The following is an 18148-nucleotide window of genomic DNA, read 5'->3' as shown; positions in this document are numbered from 1 at the left end:
GGAACGGCTAGGCGGCACACCACGAGACGGTGGCACCAAAAGCCCCGATCGCGTTTAGCTGCGGGCGGCACAATCCGTCAGCCTTAAAGTTCGGATTGCTCGGGGGTGGCGCTGCTGGGACATGGCGACGTCTTATGGGCCTGCGAAGGCGGGTACCAAGCGTCAATGGCGCGTTCTGATTTCGTCCGCAATCTGTCCGAGATAAGCGGCCCTGATCTGGTCGTAGCTCGGTTCGGTTTTGGGGTTCTCGCCCCTCAAGTGCTGCCGTATCGCCTGGAAATCCGTTTCGAATTGATCGGGACTTTCAATGAAGCGCCGTGTCCACTCTCTCATGGCGAGAGCCACAAGCTGGGTTTCCGAGACTTTGTTTGCCGCGCTTTCTTCGTTGCGCATGATGACCTCCCTTGGCCTCATGCAAAACGGTTTCAAAGGGCAAGCGTTCCACCGCCCTGCCTAGAATTTAATCGTTCTAGCCCCAGACCGGCGGATCATCACCCGCTTTGTCAGCCTTCACCATACCAAATGTAGCGGCTTGTTCTCTTTTCGTTCTCGTGGAATCCATAGGAGGAATTCAGGACTGGAGAATGCCATGCCGAGCGAAGCCCCGCGCGCGGACGAGATCCTTTTTGACGTAAGCGAAGCCGATATTGACGAGGCCCTGGCGGCCTGCGACGGCGACCCCCGCGCCACCATTCGCGCGCTGATGGTCACGCAGGCCTTCCTTGAGCACGAAATGTCCCGGCGCAGCTCGCGCGGCTACGCCCGAGGCGTGCCCTTTGCCAAGCTGTTCGACGCGCAGGGGTAGGCGGTACCTCGCGAGATCAAGAAGCTCGTAGATTATCCCTACGCCGTGGTCAGAGTGAGGTGCCGATTTTGCCCTCACTATCTGAAGGACTACCGGGTGGCGCGGTTGGCAGCCAAACTCGGCGCAGACATCGATCTACTGCGCTCCTGGATTTGCTGGAATGCGGCAGGGGCCGGCCTCACAAGCTAAGGAAGCGCCAAAGCTTCTGCGGTGTGGATTTCTGCGACATCAAGCGCCTGCCACCCGCGCCCGGTGCGCTGCCGTGCGCGCCGGATCGCCTTTTCACGAAGGACGAAGACGAAGCCCGGTCGCCAACGTGTTCGGGGCGTCTCACCCGCTCAGGTCCATCCCATCGCTTTAATCATTCCCTGACGCTCATCTTCCGTGAACGTGACCGCCAATCGCCCGAGCGTGAGTTCGGTCCAGAGTTCTTCCCAGGTGCTGGCGGTCTCGTCGGCCTGTTCCAACGCGAAGAGGGCTTTGCGAGGGTCGTACGAAACACGGTAGCCGCCGTGAAGATGAGACCATTTGGGATCGTCGAGATCCATTACCTCTCCAGTTTAGGCGTGAGATGTCGCGACGTTCGGTCCTGCGGCCGGGCGCTTTAGTCGCCTATATCGCCAGCTTGGCAGTCTGCCTTATCCAATTCCTGGAGAGAAGCTCCGCCAACCAATTGATGGGATGGCCCCTGGCCATGCGGCCGATCACGTCTGCCAGATATATCGTCTGCTATAGTTCCAGCTTGGCCATCGCTACAGCCAGGAGCGCCGCCCCCATTGCCGCAAACCACAGCGCTCCCAGGCCGAGGTAGGGATAGACGAGTGCACCCACGACTGCCCCGAACACAAGGCCGAGCCAGAGGACGAGGTAGGCGACCCACGCAAAACGCGGTCCACCCATTAATGCTGCGGCTATGCGTTGCCCCAGCTTTACCAGCGTTCCGGTCATGTAGGTGAGCCCAATGCTGACCTCCCCATCGCGCTCGAAAACTGTGTTTTCAACCCCCATAGCGAAAGCCATCAACGCGACCGACGGTGCAAGTAGTGCGAATGCATGGCACATCGCGGCAGCGGCCAAAAGCGCAGCCACGAATGCGAGAAGCGCTACATGTCGCCTGCGACGCATGAAGCGTCCGAGCAGGGTGCCAACCACGACACCCATGACGAAGGTTGCGATCAGGCCTCCTGCAATGGCCCAATGAGCGGATTCACGCGCACCCTCTATGCCCACGCCCAGACGGGTAGAATTCCCGCTCATGAAGGAGACGAAGAAACCGCCGAGTGCGATAAACCCTAGGGCGTCCACATATCCCGCGAGCGCAGAAAGACAGGCCGCCAACGTCCGCGTTTTGATGTCGTATCTAAGCATGCCGCCGCATAAGCACGATGCCATCGCGCGACACAGGCACCCAAATTGCCGCAGGCTTTGGTACCGCAGATCGGCGAAGAGGCCTATTGTCAGGCAGTTTGCTGAGCAACGGAGCTGTCTGGGGGGCACCTACTTTGTGAACTCAAGGACGGTGACGTTGCCGTTCTCAGGATCGACGGCCACGCGATAGCAGCTCCATGTGTTAGCGGTGAGTGCCCGACCATCCCACCCTATGCTGGTGAAGTCCTGCACGCCATTGTTTGGCGGGGCGGCCCCTGCTGGAGACAGAATCCCTGGGCGTAAGTGGGAGTTCCCAAACGGGAGAGGGAACGCGCAAGGAGGGAAAGCGCCCCGCTGCCCCTACACCAGCCAGCCGCTTCCCGCCGCGCTGGTGAAATCGAGTTGCACCACCAGGTCGTTGAAGTCCTGGTCTCCACCGCCATAGAGGTCTTCCCAGCCCCAGGTATTGAGGCCATAGCTCCAGATGTGGCCGACGCTCTGGCCATCCACCGTCTCGTTCGCCTGGGCAAAGGCGTAATAGGTGTGGCCGCCGCTGGTGAGCATCATGGCAACGAGATCCCCGGCATCCACACCCACCAGTTCCGTCTGGCTGTATTGGCCATAGCCGGCGCCGGTCACGGAAGTTGTGCCGCTGTCGGTATAATAGGCGCGCGCCGCCACGGCTGCTGCATAGCCGGCGTCGCCGGGATGAAGGCTGCCGATGTCCCCGTTGAAATCGTCCACCTTGTAGAATGTGACGGTACTGCTGTTCGTGCCGTTCTGGCGCATGCGCACCACCACGTCCTGATCGTCAGCGCCGCCGGCGGTCTCGGCGATGGCAATGGGGCGGGCCACCTGGATGGCGCTGTCGGCATCGGCGCTTATGAAGTCGACAAAGCCAAACGGTGTCGTGAGGTTGATCTGTGGCAGTGCCGTGGCTTCTCCGCGGATCGACACCACAACACTGTCACCCACCGCGACATCGGCCTGATAGACCGTCCCATGCGGCTGCGCGTCGAACATGGTCACCAGATCCGAGGAGAAGTCGGACTGGAGGGTCTGCTGGGCGAACTGATTGGTCCAGGCATAGGCAGAGGACTGGGCTCCAGAGAACGTCACCGCGCTTGAGCCGAGGGTCAGGGACCAGTCTTGGTCTGTGGCGAAGATTGGCTGGAACAGGAGGTTCTGAGCGGCGCCGCTGACATTGATTGTGGGGGAGTCCGGATCGCTCGGGTCCACCGCAAGCTGGACGATAACGTCCGGCTCCAGCGGGAAATACATTTGCGCATGAGCGATGGAGGTGAGCGCCCGCGCCAGCAGTGTGCCGTTCGGCGAGCCGAGGCCGGTCACTAAATCGTAGCCAGATTCCGCCTCGAAGCCGTATCCCGTGGGAGTCACCGCCTGTCCACTGGAGGTGTAATCGCCGCCCAGCGAATAGGATGCAATGTTGTTGCCGTAAGTGACGTCGTTGAATGAACCGGGCGCGATGGCCGAAGCGATGTACAGCAGATCGTTCATATAGCCGAGCTGTGGAAGCCCCTGGTCCGCAAAGATAGCATTGAACTGAACCGCGAGGGACGCCCACACGGGTGTGGCGGCGCTGGTGCCGCCCTCGCCGGTCAGGCCCTTCATGTCGCCGTTCGGCGTAAGGTAGAACATGTTGCCGCCGGCATTGGCCGCGACATCAGGCAGGCCGCGCCCCTGGCCCGTGTAGGGGCTGTTGTCGGTGGTGGGCGTGAGGCCGTAATCGAGCTGGTAGGTAGGCGTTGCCTGGGTGGTGTCGACCCCGCCCGAAGTGGCGTTGTGATCCTGGAACCCCTGCGTAACGTCGGTCCCCTCGATCTGATATTCGTTCCAGACCGCCTCGATGAACGTGGTCGCGGCGGTGCCGTCCTGCGGCAGCATGTCCAAGCCGCCCTGGATTAGCCGCCAGAGCACGGCTTGGTCCCCTTGTGTTGCCAGTTGGAGTAGCGAGGTCAGGGTCGTGTCCCGCTCCGCCGAAACTGCGGTGGAGAGGGAGGTGCCCCCTACGAGCGTGGTGAAGGGGCTGGCGTAATTATAAGTGACGTTAGTGAGGCCGTTGGCCAACGCGTTGCCGGAGCCGCCATCGCCGAGCGCAGTGAATACGCTCTGGTTCATCAGAGCGGCATCAACGAACAGCTCCCTGTAGGCGCGGTAGAAGGGAGAGTCCGGGGATGGGTTCTGAAAGTCGCCCCAAGAGGAAGAAACCACCTCAGGTGTGGTCCAGCCCACGGGTGCGTCGTCCGGCGTCTGCCAAACTGCGCTCTGATAAGCGGTGAACGTCGAGGCGTAGGCGTTGCCATTGTAGCCGGAGCCGACATACAGACCAATATCGCTGTTGGGGTTGATCGCGGTGGCGATACCAACATCGAGCGAGCGCTCACCCCCTCCTCCGCTCGTGGCATAGGATTGGCCGCTCGTGCCCTGGGCATAGGCGGTGCCGGTGCCGGTGACGCCGACGTGGGTGCGGTAGGCTTCCAGCCGGTCCTGAAAGGTTTCTGTCGCATCCGCTGGTAGTGCGGAGCCAATGCCGGGCTCCACAAAGGCAATGGCGCCGGTTTGAACATCCTCTCCGTTGAGCGGGAAGTTGTAATAATCCGTAGCCGCGTTCTGCGGCCGCACATCCTTGTCTTCGCCGATGTCGTATAGAGAGTTGCCGATGCTCTGGTATCCCTGCGGCGGGGTGTACGAATTGGTCGGCGCCTGGTCGATGGGTGGTGGGACATCGGCACCGTCGACCCACAGCCCCCGGACGTTCCAACTGTCGGGCAGGTGCAGGTTGCCGTCCCAGAACACGAATTCGTAGCTGGCAGAATCCACAAGTTTCAGGGTCTTGTTGAACAGATCGGAGAAGGCGCCAGCGTCGAGTTGCACCCAGATGGTTCGCGATTCTGCTGAGGTGACATAGTCGCCGCCAGTGCCGCTGTCGCCGAGGACTGTGTACTGGAGATTCTGCGGATTGGCCCCGTTCAGGTAGGCCATGACCTCGTTGTAGTTTGTCTCGTCGGCGCCGTAGGTTTCCCACAGCTGCGCCTGCGTCATAGTGCCTAGAGTCTGCTGCCGGGAGGCCCAATCGCCCGCCAAGAGATGGGTGGGGTCGTTCGCACGGTCAAGGACGATGGCGACGTTGATCAGCCAACCCGAACCTGCATCGGAGATATCGGCGTCGGTGAGCCCCCACGCTTCCTTGACGGTGCCCGCCGTGGTGGTCCCGTGCCCCACGAATTCGAGATACGTCGAATTCTGAATTTCAGCCATCAGGTCCCCCCAGCCCTGCCTCAACCTTACTCAGCAATGAAGCATGCCGGAGTGATCTAGGGCAAGGTATTGCTCTAGGCCGAAACACTGCTGATCATGCGGTTGAATAGCTTATGAAGAAATCAAATGTAGATGTCGCGCAATGGCGGCGTCATGCCTCGAACTTGTCGGCCAACCGCAGCGGCTAAGCTTAGGTGACCATGCTCATTTCGCTGATGACAAATCGCCGAAGACTAGAGAAGCGTCTCGCACTGCGAGTTCACTGCAACTCGAGGTGAACGTAGGTGAGGCAAGGTGTCGTTCGGCAAGGTGGAGCGGCTTTTAGGGACGCGACTGCCCCCACGCTCTCTTCCTCAGTCGTCGTTCGATGAGTTCAGTTTGATAGGTGGCGTGCCTTCATCCCGCACCTTCTTGAGCCGCACCCCCGGCCCCTCGCCGTTCTCGGCAACGAAGATGACGCCGGCGGCTTCGAGGGCGCGCATAACCGCCGCCACATTGTTGGGGAGGCCAACCGCCGCGCCGTCGCTGGCCTCCATACGCTTCAGCGTCGGAATTGAGATGTTCGCGCGCGCTGCGACGGCGCGTCAGCCTGACCACTCAGCGTTCCAACCCACCAAACGGGAGACCTAATCATGGAAGTGATCGACGGGGCCCGCGTTAGCATCCCCTCCATTCCCTCGCCGGCAACGCACGCGCTGCTCGGGGCCATCATCCTGGGCCTGCGCAACACCAAGAAGGGGCGGCGCGGCCTGGAGCAGGCACTGAACTCCCTTGAAGAGGAGATCGACAGTCACACCGCTACTCGGCTGGATGGGCATCGCATCTCCCCCGCCACGCTTGAGGGCATGAAACAGGCTGCGGCGGCGCTTCGAGGCCTTCTTGGTTTGCGTACCACGGGGACGCCCACCGGGCAGCGCCCCCATCGGTGCGTGAACTCAGTTCCCACCGCACAATTCTTATCCACCCCAACAGTCCGCAGGAGTTTTCAATGCCAGCGCACCCCGCTGCCGCAAACGGCTTCGGCCGGCCCACCTTCCCTGTCACGTTGCACCAGCGCGACCATGTGGAGGCAATCATTGCCGACCTGATCGACGCGCTTGCAGGGCTCGGGTTGAGGGGCTCATTATGCGGCGAGAGGGTGGCGCATCCTTCCTCGAGGCGGTAGCGGCGTGGGATGCCGTTAACGACAGGATAGAGCGCACCCGGCGGGCATACTGTCTGGCCAAGTGGGGCGCACCATTCTGGCGGGTCTTGGCGGCTGACACGCAGTTCATTCCGAGTTCCCACCTAATGCCCAGCTAGGGTGCCTTCACTCTGCGTCCGCGTCCTCAAGTCTGAATTTGGAAAATCCGTGGGTGTCTTTCCACGCGACGAGAAGATGGCCGCATCGAAGGCAGTCTTGGGCCTTGCGTGCCCGCAGCGCCGTGGGGGCGGGCACAGCTCGGTGTACCGCTTTGCATATCCTGCAAGTAAATCGGACGTTCTTTGGCATTATGAGAGATCGGAGGGTATTTGCAAAAGCTAGCACGGCTCATCCGGCCGGCGAACTTGCGGTGCCAACCTCTCCGGCGCTCAAACATGACGCTTTTTCTCTTCCCTTTCCATGTCTCGCGCTTGGAGCCGGCCAGATACGCCCCGGCCGGCAGAGCGCCTCCAAGACCGCATAGCTTCGCCATCCTGGGATATGAACCGTCCACGGCGTTTCCTGGAGCAATCGATGTCCACGGCACGTACAGGTGTGTGCGGAAGCGACAACTTCCGGGCATTGCGAGTAATTACAAGAGAGCCTCATTATCCCATACGTGTACGGTGCCAAAGTCAGCGGCCCAATCATCGCACCCTCCGCTCAACTAGTGGGAGAGGGCGACCTGCCTCATCATTGGCTTCCGTGGCACATCCCTTGCCTCAATTGAAATGATAGAGCCACGCCCGCCCTATCAACAAAAAAGCCGTCCCCCAAAGCGGAAGGAACGGCAAGAGGGAGGAACACATGGGCCTGACCCGTTTAGCCGGGAGCCTTGCGCTCGCCATATCGCTTCTGCCCGGACTGGCGTTTGCACAAGCGCCCTACCCCAACAAAGCCATCGATCTCATCGTGCCGTTCGCCCCTGGCGGCTCCACGAACCTCACCGGGCGGGTGACGGCCCAGGCGCTCGAGGAGTATTGGAAGGTCCCGGTCCGGGTGATTTCTAAGCCCGGCGGAAACACCATCCCGGCGGTTGACGAGGTCATGCGCGCGCCGCGGGACGGCTACACGCTACTGATCGATTCCCAGGCGTCCGCATCCATGCTGGAAGTGGTGGTGAAGAACCCGCCCAGTGCAGTCATGGACCGGACCTTCGTGGCGTCGGTGGCGCAGACGCCGCAGGTGTTCGTGGTGGCGGCGGATTCGCCGTTCAAGACGATGCAGGACGCCATTGCCCAGTTGAAGAAGGATCCTTCGACCTTCACCTGGACCTCGCTCGGCGGCGCGGGCGGGCAGGACTTCGCTTTCCGCTCGCTGTTCAAGGCGGTGGGCGTCGACATCAGGCGGACCCGACCGGTCGCATCCAAGGGTGGCAGCGAGCCTGGAACCCTGGCCGCCGGTGGCCATGTGGTGATGGGCGCAGGCTCGTGGATCTCCATGGCGCCGATGCTCCAGGCCGGCAAGGTTCGGGCGCTGGCGGTAGCCTCGCTGGAACGCTTCCCCCATCTGCCCGACGTGCCGTCCATGGCGGAACTTGGCTATCCCTCGGTTCAGATCCTGTTCTGGGTTGCCGTGTCAGGACCTCCCGGCCTGCCGCCGGCCGTCGTGAAAACCTGGAACGACAGCCTCCAGCATCTGTCCAAGGATCCCAAATTCATTGAGGCGCTGAGCAATATCGGCATGGTTCCATTCCCCAAGGATTCCGAGACGCTGCGGGCCTACATCCAGGAAGAAAAGAAGACGGTGGAAGAGCTTTGGGCCGTTGGGCCCTGAGTGATCGCGCAACCTCCGGAGGGATAGAGCACATGGCAGCGACAGGGCGGGCGAAGACGGCCCTTTATACGTTCATGGACATCCCTCCCGAGGAGGAGGCCGGCTTCAAGGACTGGTACAATCGCGAGCACATGCGCGACAGGATCCTGGTGCTTCCCGGTTTCCTGCGCGGCCGGCGCTTCCTGAATGTGAGCGGCGGCCCGAAGTATCTCGCGATGTATGAGGCGGAGGATGCGAACCTCCTCAAGTCGCCGGAATATCTCAAGCTCATATCCACCCCCGACCCGGCGAGCCGCCACTTCATTCTGAAGTTCCAGAATGCGATCCGCACCGTGGCGCGGATTTCCGGGTCGTTCGGCGAGGCGGAAGGTGGCGCGCTCGCCGTGCTTCCGTTTTCGCCCGCGCCCGAGCAGGAGAACGACCTGCGCCGCCATCTCCTGGAACAGGTGGCGCCGTTCCTGATGGCGCAGCCGGGGGTCGTCGCCTGCCAATTGATGGAGCGGGACGAGAGCGTCGCGGCCAGTTCTCGCAACCAGCATGTGCGGCAGGGCGATCGAAAGCTGGATTGGGCGCTTATGGTGGAGGGCAACGAGACCGAGGACCTGCAGGCGGCGGTCGCCGTGGCCGGCGCGCTGCTCGACGGCATCACCATCTCGCCTCTGCCCGGCGCGACCTATTTGCGCACGCTCTACCGGGTCTCCCCCAACTAGATGCATGCGTTTGTCCACCCTTTGGGACTCTCCCCGGATCGCACTCAGCGTATCGATCCTCTGCCACAAGCGCCGGCCCGCAAAGAGCGGGCGAATACCAACTCCGATCGGGGTATGAGGGCTAAGCCGGTCAGCGTCGCGAGGACGCTCTGCATGAGCTGAAATCGATGTTGCGCATTGCGGCCTCCCTGGGGCGCAGATGGTCGGTGCCGGGTGGGCATTGGCGTATGTCACCTACAGCCGAGCCTATGAGGTGAGCGAGGCGGCGGCGTGGAAGGCCGGCACGGATATCTGGGCTATGCGGTTCGGCACCGTGGGATTAGAGGTGAGCTCAACGACCTTGATCCCCTAAGTGGCAACGTTAACCTAAGGAATCATGCCAGGAGTACCTTCAGCGCTAAGCGGGATTCCCGACAAGCCGGCGAGATCCTGGAATTTTCGCGCGGCAGTGCGCACGATGTCCACGAAGTCCAGGGCATAGCGCGAGAGCGGGCGTTCCTTAGAATAGAGGATGCGGGTCTCTAGCGGGATGGCAGGAGCAAAGCGGCGGCTTACCAGAACGCTGCCGGCTGGGCGCAGCACAAACGGGTCGACCAGAGCCACACCGAGACCCAATTCAACCAGCCGCGAGGCGGTGAGCGAATGGTTCACCTCGATCGCCATGTCGAGTACGTCACCCGCCTGGCGGAACGCGCTGGAAATCAGCGGCTCAACCGAATCGCGAGCGGCGATAAGCGTCTGACCCTGGAGATCCCGGGGGCTCACTACCGTTCGCTTCGCCAGCGGATGGTCGCTTCGCATAATGCAGATCATCTGGCTCCGCATCACGTCCTCGACCTCAAGCCCGCTGTCGCTTGCCTCCGTGTGGATTAGGCCGAAGTCTACGAGGTGGCCGGCCGTTAGCCGCACTACTTCTGAGGTGGCGAGCACGCTCAGCTTCACGCGCACGTCCGGATGCCTCTCCCGCAGGCTGGCTATAGCGGAGGGCAGAACCGCCGCGGCCAGGGTCGCGATAGTCGCCACATGCACCAGACCCTCCCGGCTGTGGCGCAGGTCGCGCGCCAGTTGGTCCATGCGCTCGGCATGGCCGAACATCTGCTCCATTTCTGGCAGCAGCAGCGTGGCCTCGAAGGTGGGTGTGAGGCGCCCGTGCACACGGTTAAAAAGGGCGAACCCCAACTGGTCCTCAGTATGGCGAAGGGCTTGGCTCACCGAAGGCTGCGAAATGCGGAGCACCTCCGCCGCCCGTGTCACTGAGCCGGTGGACAGCACCGCCCAGGCAATTTCCCAATGGCGCAGATTCATTGGTTCCCCATAGGCCCCGCCTATGTGCACCGCAAGAAAACAACTTAGACAGCGCCATCTGTTCGTGATGGGCTTCGATCCAGCTTATGCTTCCAAGGTGAACAGATGATAGACGGTGCGCCCAAGCCCCCGGAACGGATCTGGGATCGTTTCCTGACCGAGCGGGACAAATTCGTCTTCGCGAACTCGGGCTACGGCCGGCAGGGAGGCTTCGGCTCGCGCCCCGCGCTGCTGATCGTGGACGTGAACTATAATTTCCTCGGGGACCGGCCGGGCGAGATCACCAGCCAGCTTTCAGAATGGCGCAACTCCTGTGGCGTCGAGGGCTGGGAGGCGGTGGACGTCACCAAGACGCTGATCGACGCCAGCCGTGCCAGAAACATACCGATCTTCTACACCACCAACACGCGCCGTCCCGATGGCTGGGACGCCACCAGCCGCACCTGGAAGAACCATCGTGCGCTGGAGAATTACGAGCGCGAGATGAAAGGTAACGAGATCGTCGCGGAGATTGCCCCTTCGCCACGCGATATCGTCATCGTGAAGCCGAAGCCGTCCGGCTTCTTCGGCACCCCGCTCCTGAGCTATCTCATCTACCTCAAGGTGGACACGCTCATTGTCTGCGGCGTTTCCACCAGTGGCTGCGTCCGGGCCACGGTGACGGACGCCTTCAGCAATAATTTCCGCACGTCCCTGGTGGAGGATGCCTGCTTCGACAGGTCTGAGGCGTCCCATGCCGTAAGCCTGAAGGACATGGACGCGAAATATGCCGATGTGATCGGCAGCGCGGAGGTGCTGCGCTATCTCGCCACCGTGCCGGATACCTTGTTCGACCTGCCCGCTGGAACGCTGGTCAGTACATGAGCAGCGAAAGGTAGACATGGCCCTGCTCCCGATCACGCTCGCGGTCTGGGATTATGACCGCACCACCCCCATTGCGAGCGGCCGCGTGGGCATCGAGGGGTGCGCGGTGGACTGCCTCATCCTGCCGCCGCAAGAGACCTTCGTGCGGGCCTTCGCTACGGCGGAGTTCGATGTCAGTGAGCTTTCGCTGAGCCGGCAGGCCCAGGCCATCGCCAACGGAACGGCACAGTATGCGGCGCTGCCGATCTTCCCCTCTCGCAGCTTCCGGCACGGGTCCATCTTCATTCGGTCCGACCGGGGCATCGCGCATCCCCGTGACCTCGTCGGGCGCAAGATCGGGCTTCGCAATTTCGACGACACCGCCGCCGTGGTGGTGCGCGGCCTGCTGCGGGACCAGTACGGGCTCGGGCGCGGCGACATCACCTGGGTGACGGGGGATTTCAGCAGGCCGGAACGCGAGATCATCCCGCGCCCACCCGTGCCAGCCGACGTTCCTATCGAGATCCTGCCTTATGGCGCCATCCTGGACGGCAGCCTTGCCGCCGGCGAGATCGACGGCATGATCGGCCTCGTGCCCCCGCCCTGCTTTCTGCGCGGAGACGGCAAGGTGCGCCGCCTGTTTCCCGACTGGCGCACGGCAGAGCAAGCGTATTTTGCCCAGACCCGCCTATTTCCCATCATGCATGTCCTGGGTGTCCGGCAGACATTGCTGGACGCCAATCCCTGGCTTGCCGGCAGCATCAGTGCCGCCTTCGAAGCGGCTAAGGCCCGCGCGATGGCCGACCTCGCCATGATGCAGGCACCGAAATCCTCGCTGCCGTGGACGGTCGCCGAATTCGAGGCCACCCGCGCGCTCATGGGGGAAGATTTCTGGGCTTACGGCGTCGCGCCCAACCGCGCCGTGATCGAGACGACCCTACGCCATCTCAACGAAGATGGCCTGCTGGCGCGGCCGGTGACGGCCGAAGAGCTGTTCAAAACAACATAACAACCAGACGGGATTATACGATGAAACTCAGCATCCGGATCTTCAGCTTGATACTCGGTTCCCTGGCGCTCGTGCCGGCTGCGGCGCAGGCGCAACAGCCCGTGACGGTACGCCTCGCCATGCTGGCGCCCAACGCACTGTTGTGGCCCCACGCAGTGGCGGCGGCGAAGGGTTTTTACGACAAGCGCGGCATCAAGGTAGAGGAAGCCCGCACCGCCGGTAGCCCATCGCTGCTCCAGGCCGTCTCCACTGGAAACGTCGAGGCCGGCATGTCGCTCGGCGACCTCGCCTTACGCGCTGTGGACCAGGGCGCGCCTATCATCATCGCCGGCGCGGTGATGGACAAGGCGACCCAGCGGCTGGTGGGCTCAAAGGGGTTCGACGATGTGAAGAGCCTGGAAGGCCAGGTGGTCTCCGCGGGCGCGGTGGAGGGTGGCACCGCCAATCTGTTGCGCTTCATGCTCCAGCGGGCGGGTGTCGACCCACGCGGCGTCAAGATGATGTCCATTTCCGCCTCCAGCGACCGCCTCCTCGCCATGGAAAACGGCCAAGTGAAGGGCGGTCTGCTCACCGCGCCGTTCGACGCCATGGCGGTGCTGCACGGCATGAAAATCATCGACGTCTATGCCGAGCCCTATCTGACAACGCCGCTGATCGTGAACACCACCTGGGCGAACGCCAACCGCAAACAGGCCGAAGCGCTGACGCAAGGACTTCAGGAGGCGGCCAACTGGCTCAATTCACCAGAGAACCGGGAAGAGGCCGTCCGCATCCTCGCCGCCTATACCAAGGCTGACCCTGCCATTTGCGTGGACGCCTATGACTTCCTGATCGTGAAGCAGAAGGCGGTGGCCAAGAACCTGGAGTTGAACCCGGCCAGCCTGGAGAACATCGTCGCCATCGACAAGGCGGTGGGCGCAGCCCCAAGCAGCACCCGGGTGTTCGACCTCAAGCGCTATTACGATCCGAGCTTCCTCGCAAAGTGAGGGAGTAGCGGTGTGCGCTGAGGTTGGCCGTTAGATACCTGGGCCACGCCCAGGCGGGGCGATTAAGGAGCGCCCCAACCGGGCATTCCATCGCCGATGCCCTGCGACGCCCTAGCTCGGCGGCGATTTTCAATCTTGAAGTGTGTTCTCTCCAGACGCTGCGCCACCGTTCTACACATTCCCTGTCATTGAGGGGATGAGGAGCGGCCCAAAGGAGGCCACTATGAAAACGATCCTCGCCGCCTTACTGCTCACTGTCTCGACCGGCGCCGCCATGGCTGACACCTGCGCTGTCACGCCATAAGCCAATGCACCCGCTAGGGCAGGCACTTGGCAGAATGCGCAAAACCTAGGAGCTGCAACGCTTTCACGGGGAAGACTTGGCGGAGAGGGAGGGATTTGAACCCCCGATACGGTTGCCCGTATGCCGCATTTCGAGTGCGGTGCATTCGACCACTCTGCCACCTCTCCATCAGGGGCACGGAAGCGATGGCGATGAAGCCAACGCACCGTCGCGTGGTGAGGCGCTTCTAGCGGAGAGAAAGGGCGGTTACAAGACGGTGCTTGTAAACTGCCCTCGCCACCTCCACGGCCTTGAACTCCGTCTCGCACTGTAGGGTCTACGCGAACCGCGTTTGCACGATCTCAGGTTACGCGATCTCAGGCGGCACCGAGCGGGAGTGGCCGCTTTCGTCGATGGCGACGAAGGTGAAGGTCGCCTCCGTTACCTTGCGGGTCTCCTCGCTCGCCCGTGCGCGACGCCAGGCCTCGACTTCGATTCGCATCGACGTGCGCCCGACGCTCAGGACACGCGCGAACAGGCTCACCTCATCCCCCACAGCCACCGGACTGAGGAAGGTGATGGCCTCGACCGCGACGGTGGCGGCGCGGCCACGGGCGCGGCGCGCGGCAACGTTGCCGGCGGCCATATCCATCTGCGACATCAGCCAGCCGCCGAAAATATCCCCGTTGGGATTGGTGTCGGCCGGCATGGCGATGGTGCGGATGGCGGGCGCCTCGTCTGGCATCACGGCCTGCTTGTCGTGCATATTTGCTCCCTTTCCCCGCTACCTTGGCAAGTCTCCAGAAACCGCAGAAAGCGGCGCGGGGCGAGCGAATGCAAGGCTTTTCCATTGACACGGGGCGCTGCTTGCAGGTAGAGGGTCCGCTTCGCGTGGGTCGAATGGCCCGCACTCCCTCATCGACCGAAAGAAGCGGGCCCTTCGAGGCTTGGCTGAACACGAAAGCGAGACAAGAATGTTCGCGGTCATCAAGTCAGGCGGCAAGCAGTACCGCGTCGCTGCCGAAGACGTGCTTACACTGGACAAGATCGATGCCGAACCCGGCACGACCGTGTCCTTCCCGGTGCTCATGCTGGGTGGCGAAACCATTCTGGTCGGCGCCCCCCTGGTGGATGGCGCGACCGTCACCGCCGAGGTGGTGGAGCAGGCGCGCGGTGACAAGGTCATCGCGTTCAAGAAGCGCCGCCGGCAGAATTCACGGCGCAAGCGCGGCTTCCGCGCTGAGCTGACCGTGGTCCGCATCACCGACATCGCCGCACCTGGCGCCTGATAGGAACGGAGAGCAAAAATGGCTCATAAAAAAGCAGGCGGCTCGTCCCGTAACGGCCGCGACTCCGCCGGCCGCCGCCTTGGCGTCAAGCGCTTCGGCGGCCAGGACGTGATTTCGGGCAACATTATCGTGCGTCAACGCGGCACCAAGTGGCATCCCGGCCTCAACGTCGGCATGGGCAAGGATCATACCCTGTTCGCCCTGATCGAAGGCAAAGTCGAGTTCCGCACCAAAGCCAATTCCCGGACCTTCGTATCCGTGGTTCCCGCTGCCCTTGAGGCGGCCGAATAAACGGCGAGACCTGAAATGCAGGTTCCCGCCGCTCTCGTTGAGCCGGTGGGAGCCTGATCGGGATTGATCCTGGCTTCCGGACAAACCGGGGAGACGAGCCGTCTCCCCGGTTTTTCTTTGTCCGCCTGGCATAGGAGCCTCCCATGACCATCGTTGAGACGCCGCCCGGAAGCCTGCTTCGGGAAAGCTGTATCCCCGTCCTCGAAACCGCGCGGCTGGTGCTCCGCGTGCCTGAACTCGAGGACGCCGGTGCCATCGCGGAGCACGCCAACAATCGCAAGATCGCGGAGATGACCGCGAACCTGCCCCACCCCTACCGACCGGCAGACGGCCAGGCCTTCATCGACGGCCTTTCGGCGACCCCGGACACCACCAATTTCGCCGTGTTCCTGAAGCATGAGGGCGGCGCTGCGTTCGCAGGCATGTGCGGTTTCGCGCGCCGGCCGGGCGAAACCGCACCCGAGCTTGGCTATTGGATCGGCGAAGCCTTCTGGGGGCGCGGCATCGCCACTGAGGCCGCCCGCGCGGTGATCGACTACGCCTTCTCGGAAACCAACACCACACGCCTTCTCGGCGCCGCGCGGGTCGTCAATCCGACCTCGCGCCGGGTGCTGGAGAAGTGCGGCTTCCAGTGGTGCGGCGCCGGGCTGTGCCGCGTGAAGGCGCTCGCCGCCTCCGTCCCGGTGGACCGCTTCCAGCTCGACAAGAGCACCTGGGCTTCGCTGCGCGCCTGGGGTACCACCGCCCTGCCCTCGCGCCGCGCCCTGCCGCATTGATCTGAAAACAGGCATTCCGGCCAACCTGCGCGGCAAGTTGGTCGGAAACTGCTTCAGGTTCGCAGATGGGGTGCTGGGGGATGCGATCCCTCATTAAAGCAACGGTTCGAGCGGAAATGGCGTGGGTGTCCAAAGATGCGCGATCTTCGGGTTCCGTACGGTTCCCGTCGATAGCGCGGAAGCCCCCGCCTTCTGCTATGAGGAGGCCGGACTCTCGGCATGAGGCAGACGATGGCGCGCCACCAGGACCTCCCCCCCTATCGTCCCTGCGTGGGCATCGCTGTGTTCAATCCCGCCGGCCATGTGTTCATGGGCAAGCGCGCGGGCGGGCCAGAGCATGTGGACATGACCCATTCCTGGCAGTTGCCGCAGGGCGGCATCGACAAGGGCGAGGAGCCGTTGACGGCGGCGCTGCGGGAGATGTACGAGGAAACCTCGATACGCTCGGCGACGCTGCTGGGCGAAATCGACGATTGGCTCACCTACGAGCTGCCGGGGCGCATCGCCGGCGAAGCCTGGAAGGGCAAATATCGCGGCCAGACGCAGCGCTGGTTTGCCTTCGCCTTCACCGGCCAGGAGGGCGAGATCAACATCCTCAAGCCCGGCGGCGGCAAGCACAAGGCGGAGTTCGTGGAGTGGCGCTGGGAACAGCTGGACCGTGCCCCAGAACTCGTCGTGCCGTTTAAGCGGCAGGTTTATGAGCGTGTCGTCCGCGACTTCCGCCGGTTTGCGCAACCCTAGTGGAGCGCACCCACGCAACCGCTTAGGCCGTTGACGACGCAAGGATTTGAGGGATGCCCTCTTTCATAGTCTACACCGCGATCATTGGCGGGTACGACGAACTCCCCGGCATAGAGTCATTTCATCCTGACATAACCTATGTCTGCTTTACCGATTCACCGGATGATATCGGCCCCCATGGCCAGTGGAACATCTGTCCCATCGAGAGCTATTTCCGCGATGGGAAATTGACTAACGGATTTATCAAAGCCAATTCCCATCTGCTTTTCGGGACGGACTGCATCACGACGTGGGTCGACAGCAGCCTGTTTGACATCAAGCTCGACCCCGGCGTGATCCAGGGCTATCTCCAGAAAAGCCCGATCGCCACAGCGCCGCATCTGCTGAGAGATACAGTCGAGGCGGAGGCAGACATCGTCGTCATGTTCGGCTTGGAAACGAAATCCTCCGCCGTCCGCCAGCTCAAGCGCCTGCACGAGGCGGGATATGCCGACGCCCGGCGCCTTTCCGCAACGCTCATGTTGATGCGCGACCACCGCAATCCGCAGGTGAGAAAAGCAAATACCCTCTGGTGGGATTGCATCTCGTCCGGCGTGCGGCGCGACCAGCTCTCCTTTGACTACGCCTGCTGGGAATTCGACATTTCACCGGAGCGTTTCGACGTCAATTGGCTGGAACCCAACACGTTGTTTTCAATGCGAAAACACAAGAACGACGCGACCCGCATCATGGATGCCAGCCGTGATTATTTGTATCAATTCCCGCAATTGAACATGCCGGCGATGCCCCCGCGGTATCCCAGCGACGTGTGCTTCATTTCCGAAAACTGGATGCGGGATGAGCTTTCATCCCTGCACGCCGTGAACCAGATCGTGGCAAGAACCGCGCCCGGAGGCCGGGTCGAGGGCAACTATTGCCACTTTCATGAATCCGCCATTACCCCCCATACGCCGCCCGATGTCCGAAGGTCCTGGAAGCGGGAATATCTCAGGCGCGCTGTGAGGGGATGTCGTTCGGGGTTGGAGATCGGCTTCAATGCCGGCCATAGCGCGGTCCTGATCCTGAACGCCGAGCCCGAGATGCGGCTCGCCTCCATCGATATCGGGCTTCACCCCTACACGTTCCCTTGCGCGAAAGCGGTTGAGGCGCTTTTCCCGCACCGCTTTTCATTTCATGTCGGGGATAGCCGGCAGGCTCTCGCCCGCATCAACGCCGCGCCGCTGGATTTCGTGCATATCGATGGCGGGCATGGACCCGAGGTCGTCGCGTTCGACGTAAACTGGTTCTGCGAGAACGCACCGGTCGGGTGCCGGCTGCTCTTGGACGATGCTTATGTCGAATACATCGGCGCCATTACGGACGCATTGGTCAGCGAAGGCCGGCTGAAGCGGATGAATGCGGGCCTTCCCTCCAGTGGGGAAAACCAACTCTTCATCAAGGTGAAGTAGGCGCAAGATGCGCCCTTCCCGCACGCGGCCATCCGGTGTTGAGCACGTTCGGGTAT

At 62.4% G+C, this 18148-nt stretch carries 18 protein-coding genes, 1 tRNA gene and 1 pseudogene; 12 read left to right on the top strand and 8 right to left on the bottom strand.

What is annotated here, in order from left to right; genetic code table 11:
• Positions 1 to 162: 162 nt before the first annotated feature.
• Positions 163 to 393, bottom strand: coding sequence for a hypothetical protein (locus tag ADADO0_RS11825; RefSeq protein WP_511305344.1), 231 nt, complete (start codon positions 391 to 393; stop codon positions 163 to 165).
• A gap of 196 nt (positions 394 to 589) precedes the next feature.
• Here ADADO0_RS11825 and ADADO0_RS11820 point away from each other — a divergent pair, with 196 nt between their 5' ends.
• A complete protein-coding gene (locus ADADO0_RS11820; protein WP_511305343.1) occupies positions 590 to 805 on the top strand; it encodes a hypothetical protein in 216 nt (71 codons plus the stop codon).
• A 338-nt stretch (positions 806 to 1143) separates the two neighbouring features.
• Here the strand turns inward: ADADO0_RS11820 and ADADO0_RS11815 are convergent, their stop codons facing one another.
• The 4 genes and pseudogenes from ADADO0_RS11815 to ADADO0_RS11800 form a co-directional block, all read right to left on the bottom strand.
• Positions 1144 to 1353 (bottom strand): hypothetical protein, encoded by a 210-nt coding sequence (locus ADADO0_RS11815; RefSeq protein ID WP_511305342.1) that lies wholly within the window; start codon positions 1351 to 1353, stop codon positions 1144 to 1146.
• Positions 1354 to 1534: 181 nt separating this feature from the next.
• Complete coding sequence (locus ADADO0_RS11810) at positions 1535 to 2173, bottom strand: YoaK family protein (RefSeq protein WP_511305341.1); 639 nt, start codon at positions 2171 to 2173, stop codon at positions 1535 to 1537.
• A 360-nt stretch (positions 2174 to 2533) separates the two neighbouring features.
• Positions 2534 to 5452, bottom strand: coding sequence for a DUF4114 domain-containing protein (locus ADADO0_RS11805; protein ID WP_511305340.1), 2919 nt, complete (start codon positions 5450 to 5452; stop codon positions 2534 to 2536).
• Positions 5453 to 5805: 353 nt separating this feature from the next.
• Positions 5806 to 6030: pseudogene (locus ADADO0_RS11800) on the bottom strand (hypothetical protein); the annotation flags it as partial.
• Between the two features lie 54 nt (positions 6031 to 6084).
• Between ADADO0_RS11800 and ADADO0_RS11795 the strand changes: the two are divergent.
• From ADADO0_RS11795 to ADADO0_RS11785, 3 genes are all read left to right on the top strand, one after another.
• Positions 6085 to 6540, top strand: coding sequence for a hypothetical protein (locus tag ADADO0_RS11795; protein WP_511305339.1), 456 nt, complete (start codon positions 6085 to 6087; stop codon positions 6538 to 6540).
• Positions 6541 to 7442: 902 nt separating this feature from the next.
• On the top strand, positions 7443 to 8411 hold the full coding sequence (locus ADADO0_RS11790) for a Bug family tripartite tricarboxylate transporter substrate binding protein (RefSeq protein ID WP_511305338.1): 969 nt from the start codon (positions 7443 to 7445) through the stop codon (positions 8409 to 8411).
• Positions 8412 to 8443: 32 nt separating this feature from the next.
• Positions 8444 to 9121 (top strand): hypothetical protein, encoded by a 678-nt coding sequence (locus tag ADADO0_RS11785; protein WP_511305337.1) that lies wholly within the window; start codon positions 8444 to 8446, stop codon positions 9119 to 9121.
• A 366-nt stretch (positions 9122 to 9487) separates the two neighbouring features.
• Here the strand turns inward: ADADO0_RS11785 and ADADO0_RS11780 are convergent, their stop codons facing one another.
• Positions 9488 to 10426: a LysR family transcriptional regulator gene (locus ADADO0_RS11780; protein ID WP_511305336.1), complete on the bottom strand. Its 939-nt coding sequence runs from the start codon at positions 10424 to 10426 to the stop codon at positions 9488 to 9490.
• Positions 10427 to 10531: 105 nt separating this feature from the next.
• Here ADADO0_RS11780 and ADADO0_RS11775 point away from each other — a divergent pair, with 105 nt between their 5' ends.
• The 3 genes from ADADO0_RS11775 to ADADO0_RS11765 are packed head-to-tail and all read left to right on the top strand — an operon-like array spanning position 10532 to position 13264.
• Positions 10532 to 11290 carry an isochorismatase family protein gene (locus tag ADADO0_RS11775; RefSeq protein WP_511305335.1) on the top strand — a complete coding sequence of 253 codons (759 nt, stop codon included), beginning with the start codon at positions 10532 to 10534 and terminating at the stop codon, positions 11288 to 11290.
• Between the two features lie 16 nt (positions 11291 to 11306).
• Positions 11307 to 12278 (top strand): substrate-binding domain-containing protein, encoded by a 972-nt coding sequence (locus tag ADADO0_RS11770; protein ID WP_511305334.1) that lies wholly within the window; start codon positions 11307 to 11309, stop codon positions 12276 to 12278.
• Between the two features lie 20 nt (positions 12279 to 12298).
• Positions 12299 to 13264 (top strand): ABC transporter substrate-binding protein, encoded by a 966-nt coding sequence (locus tag ADADO0_RS11765; protein WP_511305333.1) that lies wholly within the window; start codon positions 12299 to 12301, stop codon positions 13262 to 13264.
• Positions 13265 to 13645: 381 nt separating this feature from the next.
• On the opposite strand, the gene ADADO0_RS11760 is transcribed toward ADADO0_RS11765, so the two are convergent.
• Both ADADO0_RS11760 and ADADO0_RS11755 read right to left on the bottom strand, forming a co-directional pair.
• Positions 13646 to 13735 (bottom strand) — tRNA-Ser (locus tag ADADO0_RS11760).
• A gap of 179 nt (positions 13736 to 13914) precedes the next feature.
• Positions 13915 to 14313: an acyl-CoA thioesterase gene (locus ADADO0_RS11755; protein WP_511305332.1), complete on the bottom strand. Its 399-nt coding sequence runs from the start codon at positions 14311 to 14313 to the stop codon at positions 13915 to 13917.
• A gap of 208 nt (positions 14314 to 14521) precedes the next feature.
• Here ADADO0_RS11755 and rplU point away from each other — a divergent pair, with 208 nt between their 5' ends.
• The 5 genes from rplU to ADADO0_RS11730 all read left to right on the top strand — a co-directional run bounded on the left by rplU (position 14522) and on the right by ADADO0_RS11730 (position 18092).
• Complete coding sequence (rplU, locus tag ADADO0_RS11750; RefSeq protein WP_511305331.1) at positions 14522 to 14836, top strand: 50S ribosomal protein L21; 315 nt, start codon at positions 14522 to 14524, stop codon at positions 14834 to 14836.
• Positions 14837 to 14854: 18 nt separating this feature from the next.
• Positions 14855 to 15127 (top strand): 50S ribosomal protein L27, encoded by a 273-nt coding sequence (rpmA, locus tag ADADO0_RS11745; RefSeq protein WP_511305330.1) that lies wholly within the window; start codon positions 14855 to 14857, stop codon positions 15125 to 15127.
• Positions 15128 to 15270: 143 nt separating this feature from the next.
• Positions 15271 to 15903: a GNAT family N-acetyltransferase gene (locus tag ADADO0_RS11740; RefSeq protein ID WP_511305329.1), complete on the top strand. Its 633-nt coding sequence runs from the start codon at positions 15271 to 15273 to the stop codon at positions 15901 to 15903.
• A 231-nt stretch (positions 15904 to 16134) separates the two neighbouring features.
• A complete protein-coding gene (locus ADADO0_RS11735; protein WP_511305474.1) occupies positions 16135 to 16644 on the top strand; it encodes an RNA pyrophosphohydrolase in 510 nt (169 codons plus the stop codon).
• 53 nt (positions 16645 to 16697) lie between these two features.
• Positions 16698 to 18092 carry a class I SAM-dependent methyltransferase gene (locus ADADO0_RS11730; protein WP_511305328.1) on the top strand — a complete coding sequence of 465 codons (1395 nt, stop codon included), beginning with the start codon at positions 16698 to 16700 and terminating at the stop codon, positions 18090 to 18092.
• Positions 18093 to 18148 lie beyond the last annotated feature (56 nt).

Source organism: Aquabacter sp. (assembly GCF_965279295.1).
In the GTDB taxonomy this organism is placed as follows: Bacteria; Pseudomonadota; Alphaproteobacteria; order Rhizobiales; family Xanthobacteraceae; genus Aquabacter.
Note: the sequence above shows the minus strand (reverse complement) of the source record. Positions and strands in the feature narration are given on the sequence as shown.